At 63.9% G+C, this 17,609-nt stretch carries 17 protein-coding genes; 11 read left to right on the plus strand and 6 right to left on the minus strand.

Features of this window, described 5'->3' with window-relative positions; all coding sequences use genetic code 11:
- Positions 1-135 precede the first annotated feature (135 nt).
- Both MSG32_RS12080 and MSG32_RS12085 read left to right on the plus strand, forming a co-directional pair.
- Complete coding sequence (locus tag MSG32_RS12080) at positions 136-591, plus strand: acyl-CoA thioesterase (RefSeq protein ID WP_248379884.1); 456 nt, start codon at positions 136-138, stop codon at positions 589-591.
- Complete coding sequence (locus tag MSG32_RS12085; protein ID WP_054555283.1) at positions 591-1,463, plus strand: phosphoribulokinase; 873 nt, start codon at positions 591-593, stop codon at positions 1,461-1,463. Before MSG32_RS12080 ends, MSG32_RS12085 begins: the two co-directional genes overlap by 1 nt.
- Positions 1,464-1,497: 34 nt before the next feature.
- Here MSG32_RS12085 and MSG32_RS12090 read toward each other — a convergent pair whose 3' ends face one another.
- Positions 1,498-2,328, minus strand: coding sequence for an RIO1 family regulatory kinase/ATPase (locus MSG32_RS12090; RefSeq protein WP_248379886.1), 831 nt, complete (start codon positions 2,326-2,328; stop codon positions 1,498-1,500).
- Positions 2,329-2,549: 221 nt separating this feature from the next.
- Between MSG32_RS12090 and MSG32_RS12095 the strand changes: the two genes are divergently transcribed.
- Entirely contained in the window at positions 2,550-2,891 is a 342-nt protein-coding gene (locus MSG32_RS12095) for a histidine triad nucleotide-binding protein (protein ID WP_043334727.1), read from the plus strand.
- 260 nt (positions 2,892-3,151) lie between these two features.
- On the plus strand, positions 3,152-3,799 hold the full coding sequence (coq7, locus tag MSG32_RS12100; RefSeq protein WP_043334772.1) for a 2-polyprenyl-3-methyl-6-methoxy-1,4-benzoquinone monooxygenase: 648 nt from the start codon (positions 3,152-3,154) through the stop codon (positions 3,797-3,799).
- Positions 3,800-3,979: 180 nt separating this feature from the next.
- On the opposite strand, the gene MSG32_RS12105 is transcribed toward coq7, so the two are convergent.
- Entirely contained in the window at positions 3,980-4,333 is a 354-nt protein-coding gene (locus MSG32_RS12105) for a hypothetical protein (RefSeq protein WP_052384715.1), read from the minus strand.
- A 336-nt stretch (positions 4,334-4,669) separates the two neighbouring features.
- Positions 4,670-5,506 carry a hypothetical protein gene (locus MSG32_RS12110; protein ID WP_248379888.1) on the minus strand — a complete coding sequence of 279 codons (837 nt, stop codon included), beginning with the start codon at positions 5,504-5,506 and terminating at the stop codon, positions 4,670-4,672.
- A 258-nt stretch (positions 5,507-5,764) separates the two neighbouring features.
- Between MSG32_RS12110 and MSG32_RS12115 the strand changes: the two genes are divergently transcribed.
- The 6 genes from MSG32_RS12115 (at position 5,765) to MSG32_RS12140 (ending at position 10,556) form a co-directional block, all read left to right on the plus strand.
- Positions 5,765-6,274, plus strand: coding sequence for a hypothetical protein (locus tag MSG32_RS12115; protein WP_248379890.1), 510 nt, complete (start codon positions 5,765-5,767; stop codon positions 6,272-6,274).
- A gap of 151 nt (positions 6,275-6,425) precedes the next feature.
- Positions 6,426-7,124, plus strand: coding sequence for a response regulator transcription factor (locus MSG32_RS12120; RefSeq protein WP_043334723.1), 699 nt, complete (start codon positions 6,426-6,428; stop codon positions 7,122-7,124).
- On the plus strand, positions 7,121-8,485 hold the full coding sequence (locus MSG32_RS12125; RefSeq protein ID WP_131431216.1) for a HAMP domain-containing sensor histidine kinase: 1,365 nt from the start codon (positions 7,121-7,123) through the stop codon (positions 8,483-8,485). The genes MSG32_RS12120 and MSG32_RS12125 overlap by 4 nt, the downstream gene beginning before the upstream one ends.
- A 342-nt stretch (positions 8,486-8,827) precedes the next feature.
- Positions 8,828-9,493, plus strand: coding sequence for an ankyrin repeat domain-containing protein (locus MSG32_RS12130; protein WP_052384714.1), 666 nt, complete (start codon positions 8,828-8,830; stop codon positions 9,491-9,493).
- A gap of 26 nt (positions 9,494-9,519) precedes the next feature.
- The gene (locus tag MSG32_RS12135) at positions 9,520-10,017 is read left to right on the plus strand and encodes a hypothetical protein (protein ID WP_248379892.1); all 498 of its coding nucleotides are present in this window, start codon (positions 9,520-9,522) and stop codon (positions 10,015-10,017) included.
- Positions 10,014-10,556 carry a retropepsin-like aspartic protease gene (locus MSG32_RS12140; RefSeq protein WP_248379894.1) on the plus strand — a complete coding sequence of 181 codons (543 nt, stop codon included), beginning with the start codon at positions 10,014-10,016 and terminating at the stop codon, positions 10,554-10,556. The genes MSG32_RS12135 and MSG32_RS12140 overlap by 4 nt, the downstream gene beginning before the upstream one ends.
- A 157-nt stretch (positions 10,557-10,713) precedes the next feature.
- Here MSG32_RS12140 and gnd read toward each other — a convergent pair whose 3' ends face one another.
- The 3 genes from gnd to MSG32_RS12155 form a co-directional block, all read right to left on the minus strand.
- Positions 10,714-11,697 (minus strand): phosphogluconate dehydrogenase (NAD(+)-dependent, decarboxylating), encoded by a 984-nt coding sequence (gene gnd / locus MSG32_RS12145; RefSeq protein ID WP_043334711.1) that lies wholly within the window; start codon positions 11,695-11,697, stop codon positions 10,714-10,716.
- A 168-nt stretch (positions 11,698-11,865) separates the two neighbouring features.
- Positions 11,866-13,119, minus strand: coding sequence for a ribonucleotide-diphosphate reductase subunit beta (locus tag MSG32_RS12150; protein WP_043334709.1), 1,254 nt, complete (start codon positions 13,117-13,119; stop codon positions 11,866-11,868).
- Positions 13,120-13,396: 277 nt separating this feature from the next.
- Positions 13,397-16,297: a ribonucleoside-diphosphate reductase subunit alpha gene (locus MSG32_RS12155; RefSeq protein ID WP_054555290.1), complete on the minus strand. Its 2,901-nt coding sequence runs from the start codon at positions 16,295-16,297 to the stop codon at positions 13,397-13,399.
- 599 nt (positions 16,298-16,896) lie between these two features.
- Here MSG32_RS12155 and MSG32_RS12160 point away from each other — a divergent pair.
- The gene (locus MSG32_RS12160; protein ID WP_043334706.1) at positions 16,897-17,607 is read left to right on the plus strand and encodes a response regulator; all 711 of its coding nucleotides are present in this window, start codon (positions 16,897-16,899) and stop codon (positions 17,605-17,607) included.
- The last annotated feature ends 2 nt before the right edge of the window (positions 17,608-17,609 follow it).

Genomic DNA, 17,609 nt, shown 5'->3' on the forward strand with positions numbered 1-17,609 from the left:
GGGTCTGGTCATGTCGGTATCGGGCATGCGATAACCCTAGTCATCCTATATTCCTTCTTGAGGCTGACCGGCGTCGAAAGATGGCGTCGCCGTCCGCCCTGAACCCTTTTCCTGTCTCGCCGACAAGGAGTCTGCATGGACCGTATCCGGCTTGAATTTCCGGTTTCCCGCCTGGTACATCGCCACCCGATGACGATTCGGGTCAGCGACATCAACTATGGCCAGCACCTGGGTCACGACAGCGTAGTCAGCCTGGCGCACGAGGCGCGGGGTCAGGCCTGGCAGGCGCTGGGCTTCCCCGAATGGAACATCGATGGGCTGATGAGCATCGTCGCGGATCTCGCCGTGCAGTATCAGGGCGAGGGCCGGCTGGGTGACGCGCTCGTGGTGGAGACGGCCATCGACAGCGTGTCCGGCAAGGGGCTTGGCGTCCATCACCGCCTGCTGCGTATCAGCGATGACACGGTACTGGCGACGCTGCGCGTCGGGCTGGTGTTCGCTGGCGAGCAGGGGCTGGCGGAACCGAGCGCGCGCGCCAGTGCCGCCATCGAGCAGGCCGTCTCAGCCATGTCTTCCCGGGTAGCCAACTGATGTCGCGGGAATATCCGATCATCGCCGTGACGGGGTCTTCCGGCGCGGGCACCACCACCGTCATGCGCACCTTCGAGCGCATGTTCTCGCGTGAGGCGATTCATGCCGCCTACGTGGATGGGGATGCCTTTCACCGTTATACCCGTGACGAGCTGGTGCGCATGTTTCAGGAGGTGCCGGAGCGCAAGCGCGAGCTGTCTCACTTCGCGGTCGAGGCCAACCAGCTGGATCGTCTGGAAGCGCTGTTCGTCGAATATGGCGAGCAGGGCTCCGGCACGCATCGTCATTACATCCATGCCGAAGACAAGCGCATGATCGAGGCCGGCTACAAGGTCGGCACCTTCACCGAATGGCAGTCGCTGCCGGACTGTACGGACCTGCTGTTCTACGAGGGGCTGCATGGCGGGCTGGTGACGCCGGAGCATGACATCGCGCGTCATGTCGATCTGCTGATCGGGGTGGCACCGACCATGAATCTGGAGTGGATCCAGAAGATCGATCGCGACACCAAGCTGCGCGGGCACTCCCAGGAAGCGGTGGTGGACACCATCCTGAGCCGCATGGATGACTACGTGCGCTATATCCAGCCGCAGTTCTCACGCACGCACATCAACTTCCAGCGCGTGCCGACGGTGGATACCTCCAACCCCTTCGAGCCGCAGGATATCCCGACGGATGCCGAGTCGATGGTCGTCATCCATTTCCGCGATCCCGGCAGTGTCGACTTCCCGTTCCTGCTCGCGATGATCCAGGGCTCGTTCATGTCGCGCCCGCATACGCTGGTGGTACCCGGCGCGCTGATGGCACTGGCCATCGAGCTGATCATCACGCCGCTGGTCAAGAGCCTGCTGGCGCAGCGGCGGTTTCGCTAGCCGCAGACACGAAGGGGGTTGGGCTCGGACTGGCTCAGTGCTTGCGGCCCTTGAGGCGTGGCAGGATGCCTTTCTTCCAGACGCGCAGGGTGCGATTCAGGCGGCCACTGCGGATCAGCAGGCGTGCCTCGCGGGTGCTCAGCGGCAGGCCGAGAGTGCGTTGCTTGAGCTTCAGCGAGTGACGCAGATCGAAGCGGCGCATCATGCGCGCGAGGGAGGCTGTGCCCGGCAGGCGCGGCAGGCGGATGGCAGAGGTGAAGTCGATCAGGACCGGCACGCCATCGCGCAGCACGACGTTGGAGCCACGGATGTCGTTGTGGGCCATCTGGCGCTGATGGAGTTGCTGCACGATGAGAATCAGCTGCTGACTGAGGCGGGCATCCGTCACGTCATCCAGGGCGGCATCACTCAGCAACGGCCCGGGGATGTACTCCATCGCCAGCGACAGCGGTGACAGGCGCGCCACGGCGCGGGGGGCGTGTGTCCAGTCGCCCAGACGCTCGAGCATCTTCAGCTCATGGCGTACCAGCCAGCGTGCCACCAATGCCGCCGGCGTGCCGGCATAGCGGCGGTAATCCTTGCAGACCACCGGCTGGCCATTGAGATGCGTGATATAGACCTCGGCCTTCAGAAAGCCCTTGGCACGCTGCAGGAACTCGCCCGGGGCCTGCTCGCCGTCAACACGCGCGACCCTGGGCGCGGCACGCAGTGCCGCCCGTGCCTTCTCGGCGCGCGTAGGCTCGGCGCGATCAACGGCGGGGGCGCCGACAGTGGCCGTTCGTGTCTCGCCGTGAGAACCAAGGCCGGCCTCCAGTTCGTGGTTGGCCTTGCGCAGGGAGGAATCTTGGCGAGTGAACACGGGCATGACGGGCGGCTTCTCGTTAGCGGGATAACAATGATTATCCTACTGTTTTCCTCATTCGCCCACTGGCAGCGGTGAATCAGTCTGTTTCCCTAAAGGCGACATTGCCCTGTCCGCCAACTGGCCCGCGTTTTCCTGCGTCTGCTCTTGGCCTGTTGCCCGGCTGGCGCTACGCTGGCAGGCCACGCTGCCGTGGGCAGCCCCACTTCAAGGGAGAAGGTGTCATGGACTGTCTGTTCTGCAAGATCATCAACCGCGAGATTCCCGCCGATATCGTCTATGAGGATGATGAGGTGCTGGCCTTCAATGACATCAATCCGCAGGCGCCGACCCATGTGTTGATCATCCCCAAGCAGCATATCGCCACGCTCAACGATATCGAGGAGCATCAGCTGGCCACGGTAGGGCGCCTGCAGTACACCGCCGCCAGACTGGCGAAGGACTACGGTTTTGCCGAGGGCGGTTATCGCGTGGTGATGAACTGCAATGAAGATGGCGGCCAGACGGTCTATCATATTCATATGCACCTGATGGGTGGTCGCCGCTTCACATGGCCGGCTGGCTGAGCCGGCATAGAGCAGGCGCCTGTACCGGCGGTTCGCGGGCAGGTAGCGGCTAGCGATAACAAGCGCGCGGCACACAGGCGCATACCGGCAATGTCGTGAAAACGGCATTGCCGGTTTTGCATTGGGGATGCCACGGCGCAAGGGAGCCGGTCAGGCCTCGCCCGGCGACACTCTGCCCCTTACCGTCGCGGGCTGGCTTGCGTAAGATGGCCCCATTGCTCACGCCGTGCAGGAGTCTTCCCATGCCGCATTCCGATGCCATTTCGGCGCAACGTCATCACAGCCGCGCCGATCAGTTGATCCATCAGTTCGACACCGTACTGCGTACCCTGGTACCACATGCCGCCCAGCCGTCGCGTCCCTCTCCGGCGGGCGACATCCATGATGAAGCGATCAGCGACGAAGAGCGTCAGCACGCCGCTGGCCTGATGCGCATCAATCACACCGGCGAGGTGTGTGCCCAGGCGCTCTATCAGGGCCAGGGTTTCACGGCGCGTCTGCCCGAAACGCGCACGCAGATGGAGCTGGCCGCCCAGGAAGAGATCGACCACCTGGCCTGGTGCGATGCACGACTCGTCGAGCTGGATGCCAATACCAGCCTGCTCAATCCGCTGTTCTACATGACGAGCTTCGCGCTCGGGGCAGCGGCCGGTGCCATCAACGACAAGGTCAGTCTCGGGTTCGTGGCCGCGACTGAAGAGCTGGTCGGCGAGCACCTGTCGAAGCACCAGCAGACGCTGCCCGAGGGCGATCAGCGCTCACGTGCCGTGTTGCGCCAGATGGAAATCGACGAAGCCCATCATGAGCAGTGGGCGCTGGAAGCCGGTGGTCATCGCTTCCCGGGGCCGCTGAAGAGCGCCATGCGCCTGATGTCCAAGGTGATGACGGCCAGCGTCTATCGGGTGTGATGGTCAGGTGCCTGAGCCTGCCTTGGCAGCTTCAGGACTCTGCAACGCACAAAGGCCGCCCCATGGGGCGGCCTTTGTGTTTTGGGCGAACGTCGTGATGATCAATACGAGACGATCATTGCGAATCGGCCAGTGCGAGTCGGCCAATGTGAGACGCTCAGCGGTCTCTGGCGTCAGGGCTTATTCCTTGACCTGATACTCACCGTCCAGCGTCTCGGTGCTGCTGCCGTCTTCACGCGTGGCATCACGCGAATAGTTCTGGCGGCCACTGGCCTTGTCTTGGGCCTCCTGCATGCGCTGCTGCATCTCGCTCATGCGCTTTTTCATGCGACGGCGGATGAAGGGCAGCATGATGATGCCGAGTACCATCATCACCAGCGCCGCGAACAGGCTGAAGATCATGACCACGCCACCGATCAGCCAGGCGGCGACCAGCTTGAGGCCGGACAGGCCATTGGAGGGGCGTTGGTTGCCTGCATTGGCCTGCCATTGGCGAGCCTGATTCCACAGAGTGTTGTGCTGTTGGCCTTGCATGTGTCTTCTCCACGATAGAGCCGGGCCGTCAGGCCGGGCGAGGATGACCCGATAGGTGAAAGTGGGTGGTCGGGGATATCGGGTCAGGAAACAGGGGTATTGTCCTCCCGGCGCAATGGGCATTCGTGCTCTGGGCCGGGGGATGGGTAAATGGGGCTCGATGCGACGCACTTTTGCATGAGGCGCTTGATGGCATCGGGTGGCCGGTTGACTCGTTCAGCATCGAAGTTGGCATCGTTGCCGTCAAGCGGCTTCGGCGTTGATCCAGCGCTGGATGTCGGGTTCAGCCCTCGAACCACTTCAAGGCACGGCGGCTGGACAAGCGGGTCGATCAGTTCACGGCCGATAATCCGGATTCATGGACACGCTGGCGGCGAGGTTGAAAGCGTTGCCCGGCAGCGGCATGTTCAATGTCATCCGTTGCGGCCTGCCTTGCGCATCGCGTCCGTGAATCTGGATGGCGTGCGCAGCGACTTCGACGCTCTGTACACTATTGATGCCGTCGACAGCGGCAAAATTCAAGGTCTGGCGCATGCTGTCGCCATCGATGGCCTTGTCGCCGGGCGCGGAATCACTCTGGCGCAGCGCTTCGCTGATGAATTCTCTATCGGCGAGATTGATGGCCAGTTCCATCTGCCACCCATTATGCCCCCAGCCCGTGAACTGAACATGATCGTCGCGGATATCCATCGTACTGAATTCCATCATGCCCTTGCGACTGGCGTGGATCATCATCTGCGTGAGCAGCTCTGGCGCGAGCCCTTGAGTAGTCGAGGCCTCAGAGTTATCTGTCGCAGGCTTACCGGCTGTGCGGGTGGCGGCCGTGTCCAGCGCGCTATCCTCGGCATCATCGCCGAGCATGGCGTGCGCCTTGCCGTCATCTGAGTGCTCGCTGGTCGAGGGCCCATTTGCAGAGAGTCCGGCGGTCGAGAGTTCTGCCGCCGACAGCTGATGGCGCACCGGCAGGTCCTCGATGCCATTGGCATAGGCGGGAGCCGAACCCAGCATCAGGCCGAGTGCGCTGACGCCCAGGCCATGTCGCCAGTGCTGGACTGCGCGGCTGGCGAGCCAGAAGCGCGACGGGGCGGCGCCTGCGGCCGAGGACGGCGGCTGCCGGGATGCGGAGTCTGATTCACGAGCGGGAGCAATACGGGACGCGGCTGATGGGGACATGACACCCTCCTCAAGGATGGCTGGGCATGGCACTCACTGTGGGCCAGGCGACCTTGCGCGACGCTGAGACGTGAATTCATCTGAGGTTCATTGCCTCCTGTCAGTCTCTGCATCACAGGGTCAGTGGTTGCTCTCGCGTTGATCCGCGTTGTTCCAACGCAGGTTTGATTGCACATTCCGTTGCTAGATTGAGCGCCACGCGCATGCGCCCGCCTTGGGCGCACACCAGCCCCGCCGTCATTCACGAGGTTCCTCTTCATGCAGACTCCCCACAAGGCTCAGCCAGACGCCCGTGCAGCGCGTGGCAGTCAATGGCGGCAACGCTATGTCTGGCTGTGCCTCGGGCTCGGGAGCCTGCTGGTCGGTGCGCTGGCACTGCCGCCGCATGCGCTGTGTGACAGCGAGCGCTGGCGCAGCCTGCACGATGAAGTCGCCGCCGGACGTGTCATCTCGTTGTCCGAGCTGCTCGATAGCCTCGAGCGCGACTGGCTGGGTCAGGTGGTCGAGGTGGAACTCGAAGAGACGCATGGCGAGCTGATCTATGAGGTCGAGATGCTCGGGCCGCAGGGCCAGATGGCCAGATTCACCGTGCGTGCCTCGGATGGCAGTCTGCGAGAGGTGCGCGGCGTCAATCTGGATGCCATGCGTCGCGCTGGCAGCGGTTCCTTGTCCGAGCCCCTGACCAGGCCCCTGACCAGGCCCCTGCCCGAGACGGACGACGCGCCGCTCGTGACTGACGGCGCCAATGCCGAGGTCGAGAGTCAGTAGGACGAGGCAGGCAGTCGCCAGGCCAGGCAGTGCCAGCGCAGGCTGTGACTAGGGCGCGAGGGTGCCTGGCGGCCCTGAGGAACGGTATGCTAGTGCCATTGTCCATTGCGCCACCGGTAGAACGCCGCTTGCGTCAGGAGCCCGAGAATCGATGAAGATATTGCTGGTTGAAGATGACATGCCGTTGGCCGAAGCGCTGATGGCGCGCCTGGGGGAAGCCGATGTACTGGTCGAGCATGCCACCACCGGGGGAGACGCCGACTTTTTGATCCAGACCGAGAGCTACGATGCCGTAGTGCTGGATCTCGGCCTGCCGGACGGTGATGGCACGCGCTGGCTGGCCCAGTGGCGGGAAGCCGGCATCGAGGTGCCGGTGCTGGTGCTGACCGCGCGCGAGCGCTGGTCTGACAAGGCCGCCGGCTTCTCCGCCGGCGCCGATGATTACGTCACCAAGCCCTTCGAGACCGCCGAGGTCATCTTCCGTCTGCGCGCCCTGGTGCGTCGCTCTCGCGGCCATGCCCACCCCGTGCTCAAGCTGGGTGATCTGGCCTGCGACACCCACGGCGGCACCGTCAGTCTGGCGGGGCGCCCCGTGTCGCTGACCGCCCAGGAAACGCGCCTGCTGATGCACCTGATGCACGCCGTGCCTGGTGTGGTCAGCCGTTCTGAACTGGTCGAGCATGTCTATGACCGCGACCACGAACCCGATTCCAACGTCATCGACGTGCAGATCAGCCGTCTGCGCCGCAAGTTGGGGGCCGAGCGCATCGAGACGCTGCGCGGGCGTGGCTATCGCCTGCGTGATCCGGACGCCGAGACACAGACGCCGGCGGATGGCAGCGACGCATGAAGCCACTGTCCGTCGGCCGCCGTTTGCTGGGCGGCTCGCTGGTCATTGCCTTGATCGTCATGCCGCTGACCGGACTCGGTCTGGCCTGGAGCTTCCGTGACGCCGTGACTACTGCCTTCGACCAGCGCCTGCTGTCGCTGTCGAAGGTGCTGATCGCCGCCATCCAGTTCGACCGCGAGAAGGGCCGCCCCGGCTTGACACGCTCGCTGGGCGACCCACGCTTCGATCAGGCCTATTCGGGCTGGTACTGGCAGATTTCCGATCGCAACGGCAATGTGCTGACGTCGCGCTCGCTGTGGGACCAACGCCTGCCGCCGCTGGAAGACATGGACAAGGGCGTCATCATCAGCCGTGACCTCAAGGGTCCGCGCCATCAGGTGCTTCGCTCCCTCGAGCGCGATATCCGCCTGCCCGGCCGCAACCAGCCACTGCACGTGATGGTGGCGGCCAGTCGTAGCGAGGTCGACGCCGAGGTCGCGCGCTTCGAGTGGCTGCTGGCGGGTGCGCTGGTCGCGCTGGCATCGCTTTTGGTGTGCGGCTCTGCCGCGCAGATCAGCTGGGGGCTGGCGCCTCTGCGGCGCCTGCGGGCTCGCCTCAAGAAGGTCGCCGACGGCGAGGCGGAACGGCTGGAAGAGACCCGCCTGCCGCCGGAACTGACCGAGCTGACCCGCGCCATCAATGCCGTGCTCGAGCGTGATCAGCGCTTGATCGAGCGTGGGCGTGCGGCGGCCGGCAATCTGGCGCATGCGCTCAAGACGCCGGTCAGCGTGCTCAAGGCGCAGTCCGAGCGCTTCGACGGCGAGGACCGTGCGCGGATCGACGCCGAGCTCAAACGTATCGATGAAGCCGTGCGCCACCACCTGGCGCGTGCCAGTGCCGCCGGTGGCGCGCATCTCAGCGGGCGCATCAGCCTGCGTGAGGCGGCGGGGCCGGTCTTCGAGGGGCTCGGGCGCTTGGCGAGTCGGCGTGGCATCACGCTCAGTCTGGCGCTGGAGGACGACGCCAGCGTGCGGGTCGACCCGCAGGACCTGCAGGAAATGGTCGGTAACCTGCTCGAGAACGCCTTGCAGTGGGCTCGCCAGCAGGTGCGCGTCAGCAGCGAGACCCGCGATGGCGGCGTGCTGTTGATCATCGAGGACGATGGCCCCGGCATGAATGAAGAAGAGGGCGCTGCCGCGCTGGGGCGTGGGGCGCGTCTTGATGAAGGGCGCTCCGGTTCCGGTCTGGGGCTGGCGATCGTCGATGATCTGATGGCGCTCTACGGGGGCGAGCTGGCACTGGAGCGCTCCAGCCTGGGCGGCCTGGCGGCACGCGTCTGGCTGCCGAGCTCCCCGCTGGTCGGGGCACAGCCCACGGAGTGACAGGGCGCCGCCTCGTTTATTGGCGGTCTTGTCTTGATAGTTCAGCGCTATCACGGCCATCCCGAGAGATGATTGGGCGCGGCCAGGACGACACCGTATTCTGACGGTGTCCGGCTGGCAGCCGGACGGGCTTCGTTTCTGAGTCTCGTCTGCCGCGCCCTGCGGTGATGACGAACTGGCGCTCCTTCGGGAGCGCTTTTTTTTTGCCTGTCATTCACCACGCCATGCCTGATCGGCAATGCTCAAGGCGCCGATTGAACGCTGGCGGGGCTAACGGTCACGCTCAGGATCGCATAGGCTGTCAAAGAGTAAGCATCCGTTGCCGGGCGTCAGGAGGTGGTGATGAAGGACATGACAATGTGTGCTCAGCATGGCGATCTGGAGGGCCTGGCACAGGCATTGGCCGCTCCCGATGCGCACGAGCGAGTCAATGACGTGGATTATCGCGGGCGCTCGCCATTGCTGGTCGCGGTGCAGGCCAATCAGCCGGAGGCGGTGGAGGCTCTGCTGGCCGCCGGCGCCGACTGCGAGCAGACCGATGCCCTGCACGACACGCCCCTGCTGGCCGCGGCCGCGCTCGGCTATGGCCGCTGCCTGAGCCGGCTGCTGGCGCATGGCGCCTCGGCGACGGTGCTCAATCGCTTCTCTTCCACTGCGCTGATGTCGGCCAGTGAGCGTGGTCATGCCGATATCTGCCGTCAGCTGCTCGAGGAGACCGATGTCGACGTCAATCACCAGAATACGCTCGGCTGGACGGCACTGATCGAGGCCGTGTTGCTGGGGGATGGCGGCGTTGACTATCAACGGGTCGTCGAGCAGCTGCTGGCCCACGGTGCCGACGTCAATCTGGCGGACGCCGAAGGTGTCACGCCGCTGGCGCATGCGCGCTGGCGCCAGTTCGAGGCGCTGAGCGAGAGGCTGGAAGCGGCCGGCGGACACGAGCAGGGCGTGGCCCATGACGTGAGCGACGACGTCCAGGCCCGCACCTCGACACCGCGTCGTGCATGATGGCGCCGACCACAAGGAGGCATCGCATGGCGTTGACCTGGGGACTGATCATCATCGGCATCGCCTTGCTGCTGCTCGGCGGCTATCGCTGGCAGCAGGCGCAGTCCTTCGCCCGCAACAGCGCGCAGGTAATGGGCGAGGTCATCAACCACGACCGCACGCTGCACGTCGAAGGGCGTGGCCCGATCCATCTGCCCAAGGGCGGAAAACTCAGCGAGGATGAGGCCCTGGCGATGGCGGGCCTGCCGCCGGGCGGGCGCTTCAATATCGAGTCGATCCAGTATGCGCCCGTGGTGCGCTATCAGGATCAGCGTGATGGCTGGCACGAGATCATCTCGCCGCTGGCGGTGCCCTCGCCGACACCCGCCGTGGGGGAGAGCGTGGCGCTGGTATATCGCCTCGACGCCCCGCATGAGGCCAGCCTGCCGGGAACGCGCGGCTGGCTGATCGGGGTGCCGTTGATTCTCGGCTTCGCACTGTGCGCCGTCGGTCTGCGCCTGCTGTTGCGGGGTGGTGGTGGATGAGTGATTCAGGGGGCGGCGCGACCCGCCGTTATGGTGTCGGCATGCTGGTGCTGTGCTGGGCGCTGATTCTCGCCATGCTGGTGTGGTGGTTTCAGGGTCAGCTTGATGAGCGCACCCGGCCCAATGCCTCGCTGGCTGGCCAGTCGCTGTCATCTGGCGAGCCACTGACGCTGTCGCGCAATCGCTCAGGTCACTTCGTGGCCCCCGGTACGATCAATGATCAGCCGGTCGCCTTCCTGCTCGATACCGGCGCCACCTATGTCTCGGTGTCCGAAGCGCTGGCCGAGCGCCTGCAGCTGCCACGCGGGCGGGATGCGCGCTTCACCACCGCCAATGGCGTCAGTCACGGCGCCCTGACCACACTGGATACCGTCAGTCTGGCGGGACTCAGCCAGCGCGGGGTGCGCGGGGCCATCGTGCCGGGCATGCACGATGAGGTGGTGCTGCTGGGAATGAGTTTCCTGGGGGAGTTCGATATCAACATGCGCGGTCAACAGATGACGCTGACGCCGGTGGATGGCGCTGGCGGCGGCCGATAACGCCAGTGGCTGACACCAAGGGCTGACAGGGCTGACAGGGCTGGCAAGAAGGGCGGCTGACACTCCACCGCTCTGCCAGCAGGCCCGAAAACGACAACGCCCCGCTCATGATCTCCATGAGCGGGGCGTTTCACGTCTGGCGTGTCAGAGCAGGCGCTCAGTCTTTTCTGGGCGGCTCGACATGGCCACCGAAGCCGAAGCGCATCGCCGACAGCAGGCGGTTGGCGTAGGTGTTTTCCTTGCGCGAGCTGAAGCGCGAGAACAGCGCATTGGCCAGCACCGGCACGGCGACACCCTGCTCGACGGCGGCATCGACGGTCCAGCGGCCTTCGCCACTGTCGGAGACGGCACCGCTGTAGTGGTCCAGACGCTCATCACCGGCCAGTGCCTGGGCGGTCAGGTCGAGCAGCCAGGAAGACACCACGCTGCCACGACGCCACACTTCGGCGATATCGGCCAGATTGAGGTCGAAGCGCTGATCTTCCGGCAGGGCGTCGGAGCCCTTGCTCTGCATCAGCTCGAAGCCCTCGGCGTAGGCCTGCATCAGGCCGTACTCGATGCCGTTGTGGACCATCTTCACATAGTGACCGGCACCGACCGGACCGGCGTGGATGTAGCCGCGCTCGGCGCGCTCATCCGGGGCGTTGCGGCCCTTGGTGCGCTCGAGATCGCCATAGCCCGGGGCGAGGGTATCGAACAGCGGCTCGAGATGCTCGAACACGGCCTTCTCGGCGCCGATCATCATGCAGTAGCCGCGCTCCAGGCCCCACACGCCGCCGGAAGTGCCCACATCGACGTAGTTCAGGCCCTTCAGCTTGAGGGCCGTGGCACGGCGGATGTCGTCCTTGTAGAAGGTGTTGCCGCCATCGATGATGGTGTCGCCGGCTTCCATCAGCTCGGCAAGCGTGGCGATGGTCTGCTCGGTGATCTCGCCAGCCGGCAGCATGACCCAGACGGCGCGCGGCGCCTCGAGCTGCTGAACCAGTTCCACGAGGCTATCGACGTGCGTCGCACCGTCGGCGACCAGTGACTGGGCGATTGCCGCGTCACGATCATGGGCGACCACTTCGTGGCCATTGCGCATCAAGCGACGAGCGATATTGCCGCCCATGCGGCCGAGTCCGATGATACCGAGTTGCATGTTCGTTCCTTTCACGTGAAGCCGGGGAGAGTCGGGACGGCGCGAAGCCTACCCTGTGCGGGCGCTGGACGCAAAAACGGGCCATATCAATGACATGGCCCGTTGGGGTGCTCAGCAGAGGCAGGCGTCAGTCGCGTGCCTGTCTCTGGGAGAGGGAGTGATCAGCGATCAATCCCAGCTCAGGGCACCGCCGACCTGATATTCGGTGACGCGCGTCTCGAAGAAGTTCTTCTCCTTGCGCAGGTCGATGATCTCGGACATCCACGGGAACGGGTTCTTGGCGCCCGGGAACTGCTCCTTGAGGCCCAGCTGCGCGAGGCGACGGTTGCAGATGAAGTGGAGGTATTCCTCCATGATGGCCGCGTTCATGCCCAGCACGCCGCGCGGCATGGTGTCACGCGCGTATTCGATCTCGAGCTGGGTGCCTTCCAGAATCATCTGGGTGACTTCGTCCTGGAATTCGGCGGTCCACAGATGCGGGTTCTCGACCTTGATCTGGTTGATCACGTCGATGCCGAAGTTCAGGTGCATGGACTCGTCACGCAGGATGTACTGGAACTGCTCGGCGACGCCGGTCATCTTGTTGCGACGGCCCATGGACAGGATCTGGGAGAAGCCGCAGTAGAAGAAGATGCCTTCGGTGACGGCGTAGAAGCCGATCAGGTTGCGCAGGAATTCCTGGTCCGCTTCCGGTGTACCGGTGTGGAAGTCGGCACGCGCCAGCGCCTGGGTGTGCTTGAGGCTCCAGGCGGACTTGCGCGCCACGGAGTCCACTTCACGGTACATGTTGAAGACTTCGCCTTCGTCCATGCCCAGTGACTCGATGCAGTACTGGTAGGCGTGGGTGTGGATCGCCTCTTCGAAGGCCTGACGCAGCAGGTACTGGCGGCACTCCGGATTGGTGATGTTCTTGTAGACGGCCAGCACCAGGTTGTTGGCGACCAGCGAGTCGGCAGTGGAGAAGTAACCCAGCGAGCGCATCACGATCAGGCGCTCGTCCTCGGTCAGGCCGTCCTGGCTCTTCCACAACGCGATGTCCGCGTTCATGTTCACTTCCTGCGGCATCCAGTGGTTCGCGGAGCCGTCGAGGTACTTCTGCCATGCCCAGTCGTACTTGAAGGGCACCAGCTGGTTGACGTCGGCGCGCGCATTGATCATGCGCTTCTCGTCGACCTGAATGCGCTGGGCACCCATTTCCAGTTCTTCCAGACCCTTGGCCACGTCGAGATCATCCAGCGCCTGCTGGGCGCGGGCGATGCGCTCGGCATCGCTGATCGCGTAGCCTTCGCTGTTCTCGCTCGCGACGACAGCGTCAGCCGCCGGGGCAGCGGCGGGAGCTTCGGCCTGCGGCGCCGGTTTGGCCGTCGCCGGCTTCTCGGCAGCGGGGGCTTCGTCTTCGTGGAAATCGTCCCAGTTCAACATGTTGCGTTCCTCGTGTTCGGTGATGGTCACGCGGGCAGTCAGCGTGACGAAAAGGCAGGGGCGGTGCGTTCTACGACGCGAGCGCCATCGAGTGGCGTGGCTCCCACAGGGAGTCAGGCCCGGGCTTGTTTCGAGGGAATGTCAGGAGGCAGTGATTGTTGGTGGCGGCACAAGACCGAGCGGGGCTCGGTCTTGTGGATTTGCCGCAGTCCGCCTGCGGAGCATGTCCTGGCAGGAGGTGAGTCAGCGTCAGCGGACTCGGGTCTGGCGCAATCGCTTACTGACAGGCCTCACAGCCCAACTCATCGATGTTGCTGGCGGAGGGGGCGCGCTGGCCGCTCTTGCCCTGCAGGAAGTCTTCGATGCCGCGCGGTTCCGGCTTGGCTTCCGGTGCCGGGGTCGGCGCGGGAGCCGGTGCCGGAGTCGGTGCATTGCCGACGGCGTTGTGCTTGCTGCGATCGACGGTGGATTTCTCCACGGCGGTCGCACCCAGAGCACGGAGGTAATAGGTGGTCTTGAGGCCACGGAACCATGCCATGCGGTAGGTCACGTCCAGCTTCTTGCCGGACACGCCCTGGATGTACAGGTTCAGGGACTGGGCCTGATCGATCCACTTCTGACGACGCGAGGCGGCTTCGACGATCCACTTCGGCTCGACTTCGAAGGCGTTGGCGTACAGCGCCTTGAGGTCTTCCGGAATGCGCTCGATCGGCTGCACGCTGCCGTCGTAGTACTTGAGGTCGTTGATCATGACCTCGTCCCACAGGCCGCGCGCCTTGAGGTCGTTGACCATGTAGGCGTTGACCACGGTGAACTCGCCAGACAGGTTCGATTTGACGAACAGGTTCTGGTAGGTCGGTTCGATGGACTGCGAGACACCACAGATGTTGGAGATCGTCGCGGTCGGCGCGATCGCCATCACGTTGGAGTTGCGCATGCCCTGGGTGCGGACCTTCTCGCGGATGTAGTCCCAGTCCTGAGTCTGGCTTTCGTCCATCTCGATGTAGTCGGCGCCACGCTCGGTCTTGAGCTTCTCGATGGAATCGATCGGCAGAATGCCCTGACTCCACAGAGAGCCGTCGAAGCTTTCGTAACGACCACGCTCGGCGGCCAGATCACTGGAAGCTTCGATGGCGTGATAGCTGACGAGTTCCATGGATTCGTCGGCGAAGGTCACGGCTTCTTCGGAGGCATAGGCGATGGACTGCGCGTAGAGCGCATCCTGGAAGCCCATGATACCGAGGCCGACCGGGCGGTGACGCATGTTGGAGCGACGCGCCTGCGGTACGGCGTAGTAGTTGATGTCGATGACGTTGTCGAGCATGCGCACGGCGGTACGCACTGACTTCTTGAGCTTGTCGCCATCCAGCTTGCCGTCGATGACGTGCTGCGCCAGGTTGATCGAGCCCAGGTTGCAGACCGCGATCTCGTCCTCGGAGGTGTTGAGGGTGATCTCGGTGCACAGGTTGGACGAGTGCACGACACCGGCGTGCTGCTGCGGGCTGCGCAGGTTGCACGGGTCCTTGAAGGTGATCCACGGGTGGCCGGTCTCGAACAGCATGGAGAGCATCTTGCGCCACAGGTCACGCGCCTTGACGCGCTTGAACAGCTTCAGCTGGCCCTGACGGGTCATCTCCTCGTACTGCTCGTAACGCGCCTGGAAGGCCGCGCCGTACAGGTCGTGGAGGTCCGGGCAGTCGGACGGCGAGAACAGGGTCCACTCGGTGTCATCGAAGACACGCTTCATGAACAGGTCCGGCACCCAGTTGGCGGTGTTCATGTCGTGGGTACGACGACGGTCATCACCGGTGTTCTTGCGCAGGTCGAGGAATTCCTCGACATCCATGTGCCAGGTTTCCAGGTAGGCACAGACGGCGCCCTTGCGCTTGCCACCCTGATTGACGGCAACGGCGGTGTCGTTGACGACCTTCAGGAAGGGCACGACGCCCTGGGACTTGCCGTTGGTGCCCTTGATGTAGGAGCCCAGCGCACGTACCGGCGTCCAGTCATTGCCGAGACCACCCGCCCACTTGGAGAGCATGGCGTTGTCGCGGATGGCGCCGTAGATGCCGTCGAGGGCGTCCGGCACGGTAGTCAGGTAGCAGCTGGACAGCTGGCTGCGACGAGTACCGGCGTTGAACAGCGTCGGCGTGGAAGCCATGTAGTCGAAGCTGGACAGCAGCTCGTAGAACTCGATGGCACGACCTTCGCGGTCTTCCTCGTTCAGGGACAGGCCCATGGCGACACGCATGAACATGACCTGCGGCAGCTCATAGCGCACGTCGTTCTGGTGCAGGAAGTAGCGGTCGTACAGGGTCTGCAGGCCGAGATAGGTGAACTGGTTGTCACGCGTGTGATCGATGGCCGCGCCGAGACGCTCCAGATCGAAGGTGGCCAGTTGCTCGTCCAGCTGCTCGAAGGCGATACCGCTCTCGATGTAGGCCTTGAAGGCGACCGGGTAGTGGTCCTTCATCTCGCCGAAGGTGGCCTCGTCAGCGACCTTGAGGAAGCTCAGGGCTTCGCGGCGCAGGTTGTCCTGCAACAGGCGGGCGGTGACGTAGGTGTAGTTCGGGTCCTTCTCGACCAGCGTACGCGCGGTCATCATCAGCGCGGTGGACACGCCATCGACCGGCACGCCGTCGTACAGATTCTTCAGGGAGTCATCGACGATCTTCTGGGCATCGACGTTGGAAAGCTCGGCGCAGGCATCGAAGACGAGGGTCTCGATACGGCCCAGATCCAGCGGGCGCACGCTGCCGTCGAGGTGCGTGACGTTGATGGTCGGGTGCGGCTTGGCGATCCCTTCACTCTGGGCGCTGCGGGCACGAGCGTGCTCATCGCGGTACAGCACATAGGCACGGGCGACCTTGTGCTCGCCGGAACGCATCAGCGCCAGCTCGACCTGATCCTGGATGTCTTCGATGTGCAGGGTGCCACCGTCAGGCATGCGACGCTGGAAGGCGTCGGTGATCTGGCTGGTCAGCTGCTGAACCAGGTCGCGGATGCGCGAGCTGGACTCGACCTGATCGCCTTCCACGGCGATGAACGCCTTGGAGAGAGCGACGGAGATCTTGCTGGCGTCGAAGGCCGCAACATCGCCATTGCGCTTGATGACGCGCAGGCGCTGGGGGGCAGTCACGTCGACTGTCGCCTGATCGGTGCTGAAAGTGGAATCCATGACGCCTTCCTGAATCGTCTGAAGGTGAATCGTTGCCCGTTAGGGCTCGAGGGCAATTCGTATCGGGGCGCAGGCTGGAAATTCCTGCCTGCGCCCGGGGATATTCTGTCGTCGTCAGCCTTGTCGTCGAGAAACTCGATCAGGCTCAGGCGGGGCAATCGGCGCCCGGGCTGAGCCTGATAGCGTTCATGAGACACGGTTCCAGCAGCCTTGCGTGACTGCCTTCCCATACGCTGATTCATGCTTTCGGGGCTTGACAATCGTCGCCATGATCTATGGGTGTCGACGTCGCCAAAACCCTACATATGGGGTGTGAGCTGATTTTGGACACAAGATAGTGTTGTTTGGTGGGGCGTGCAAGTGGATAACTTGTGGGTAAGGTGTGGTTGAAAATCCGGCCTTGCCGCTGGGGGATGTCAAGAGTTCAGGTGTTAAATTTTCTGCGCTCCGTCAATGCAGATGGTGCCTGCGCTGCTGGCGCGTAAACGCCCAAATTGGCGTATCATTCGTGACAAATCACCCTGAAAAGGTTACGACGTGGCACAGGAAAGTAACTGCTTGTGAGCTGCTGGCCACGTTGACCCAACGATGCGGATGGAATGCCCTTGGATACCAATGCGCAAGAACATGTATTGATTGTTGAGGATGACGAGCGTCTGGCGACACTGACGCGCGAATACCTCGAAGCCAACAACTTCCGCGTGAGCGTCGAGAATGACGGCGCGCGGGCGGTGGACCTGATCATCAGTCTGCGCCCCGACATCGTGATTCTGGACCTGATGCTGCCGGGCGAGGATGGCCTGTCCATCTGTCGTCGCGTGCGGCCTCAGTTCGCCGGGCCGATCCTGATGCTGACGGCGCGTACCGATGACATGGATCAGGTGCTGGGCCTGGAGATGGGCGCCGACGATTACGTGCCCAAGCCGGTGCAGCCGCGTGTCCTGCTGGCACGCATGCGGGCCTTGCTGCGTCGCGCCGATGGCCCCGAAGTGGCTGCCGGTGAGACGCGCCTGGTGTTCAATGATCTCGAGATCGACAACGCCACCCGTGAGGCATGGTTGGCGCGCGAGCGCATCGAGCTGACCAGTGCCGAGTTCGACCTGCTGTGGCTGCTGTCCTCGAATGCGGGACGCGTGCTGACGCGCGAGGAGATCTTCTCTGCGCTGCGCGGCATCAAGTACGACGGCCAGGACCGCTCCATCGACGTGCGTGTCTCGCGCATCCGCCCCAAGATTGGCGATGACCCCAATCATCCCGAGCGGATCAAGACGGTGCGCAGCAAGGGATACCTGTTCGTCAAGGACCTCTAGAC

The organism is Cobetia sp. 1CM21F, assembly GCF_023161745.1.
GTDB classification, from domain to species: Bacteria; Pseudomonadota; Gammaproteobacteria; order Pseudomonadales; family Halomonadaceae; genus Cobetia; species Cobetia amphilecti.

Coding starts and splice junctions, on each gene's coding strand:
- MSG32_RS12140 (WP_248379894.1), top strand. CDS start 10,014: ATGAGTGATTCAGGGGGCGGCGCGACCCGCCGTTATGGTGTCGGCATG.
- MSG32_RS12090 (WP_248379886.1), bottom strand. CDS start 2,328: ATGCCCGTGTTCACTCGCCAAGATTCCTCCCTGCGCAAGGCCAACCAC.
- MSG32_RS12085 (WP_054555283.1), top strand. CDS start 591: ATGTCGCGGGAATATCCGATCATCGCCGTGACGGGGTCTTCCGGCGCG.
- MSG32_RS12080 (WP_248379884.1), top strand. CDS start 136: ATGGACCGTATCCGGCTTGAATTTCCGGTTTCCCGCCTGGTACATCGC.
- MSG32_RS12155 (WP_054555290.1), bottom strand. CDS start 16,297: ATGGATTCCACTTTCAGCACCGATCAGGCGACAGTCGACGTGACTGCC.
- MSG32_RS12150 (WP_043334709.1), bottom strand. CDS start 13,119: ATGTTGAACTGGGACGATTTCCACGAAGACGAAGCCCCCGCTGCCGAG.
- MSG32_RS12160 (WP_043334706.1), top strand. CDS start 16,897: ATGCCCTTGGATACCAATGCGCAAGAACATGTATTGATTGTTGAGGAT.
- MSG32_RS12115 (WP_248379890.1), top strand. CDS start 5,765: ATGCAGACTCCCCACAAGGCTCAGCCAGACGCCCGTGCAGCGCGTGGC.
- MSG32_RS12135 (WP_248379892.1), top strand. CDS start 9,520: ATGGCGTTGACCTGGGGACTGATCATCATCGGCATCGCCTTGCTGCTG.
- MSG32_RS12125 (WP_131431216.1), top strand. CDS start 7,121: ATGAAGCCACTGTCCGTCGGCCGCCGTTTGCTGGGCGGCTCGCTGGTC.
- MSG32_RS12130 (WP_052384714.1), top strand. CDS start 8,828: ATGAAGGACATGACAATGTGTGCTCAGCATGGCGATCTGGAGGGCCTG.
- MSG32_RS12120 (WP_043334723.1), top strand. CDS start 6,426: ATGAAGATATTGCTGGTTGAAGATGACATGCCGTTGGCCGAAGCGCTG.
- MSG32_RS12105 (WP_052384715.1), bottom strand. CDS start 4,333: ATGCAAGGCCAACAGCACAACACTCTGTGGAATCAGGCTCGCCAATGG.
- MSG32_RS12095 (WP_043334727.1), top strand. CDS start 2,550: ATGGACTGTCTGTTCTGCAAGATCATCAACCGCGAGATTCCCGCCGAT.
- gnd (WP_043334711.1), bottom strand. CDS start 11,697: ATGCAACTCGGTATCATCGGACTCGGCCGCATGGGCGGCAATATCGCT.
- MSG32_RS12110 (WP_248379888.1), bottom strand. CDS start 5,506: ATGTCCCCATCAGCCGCGTCCCGTATTGCTCCCGCTCGTGAATCAGAC.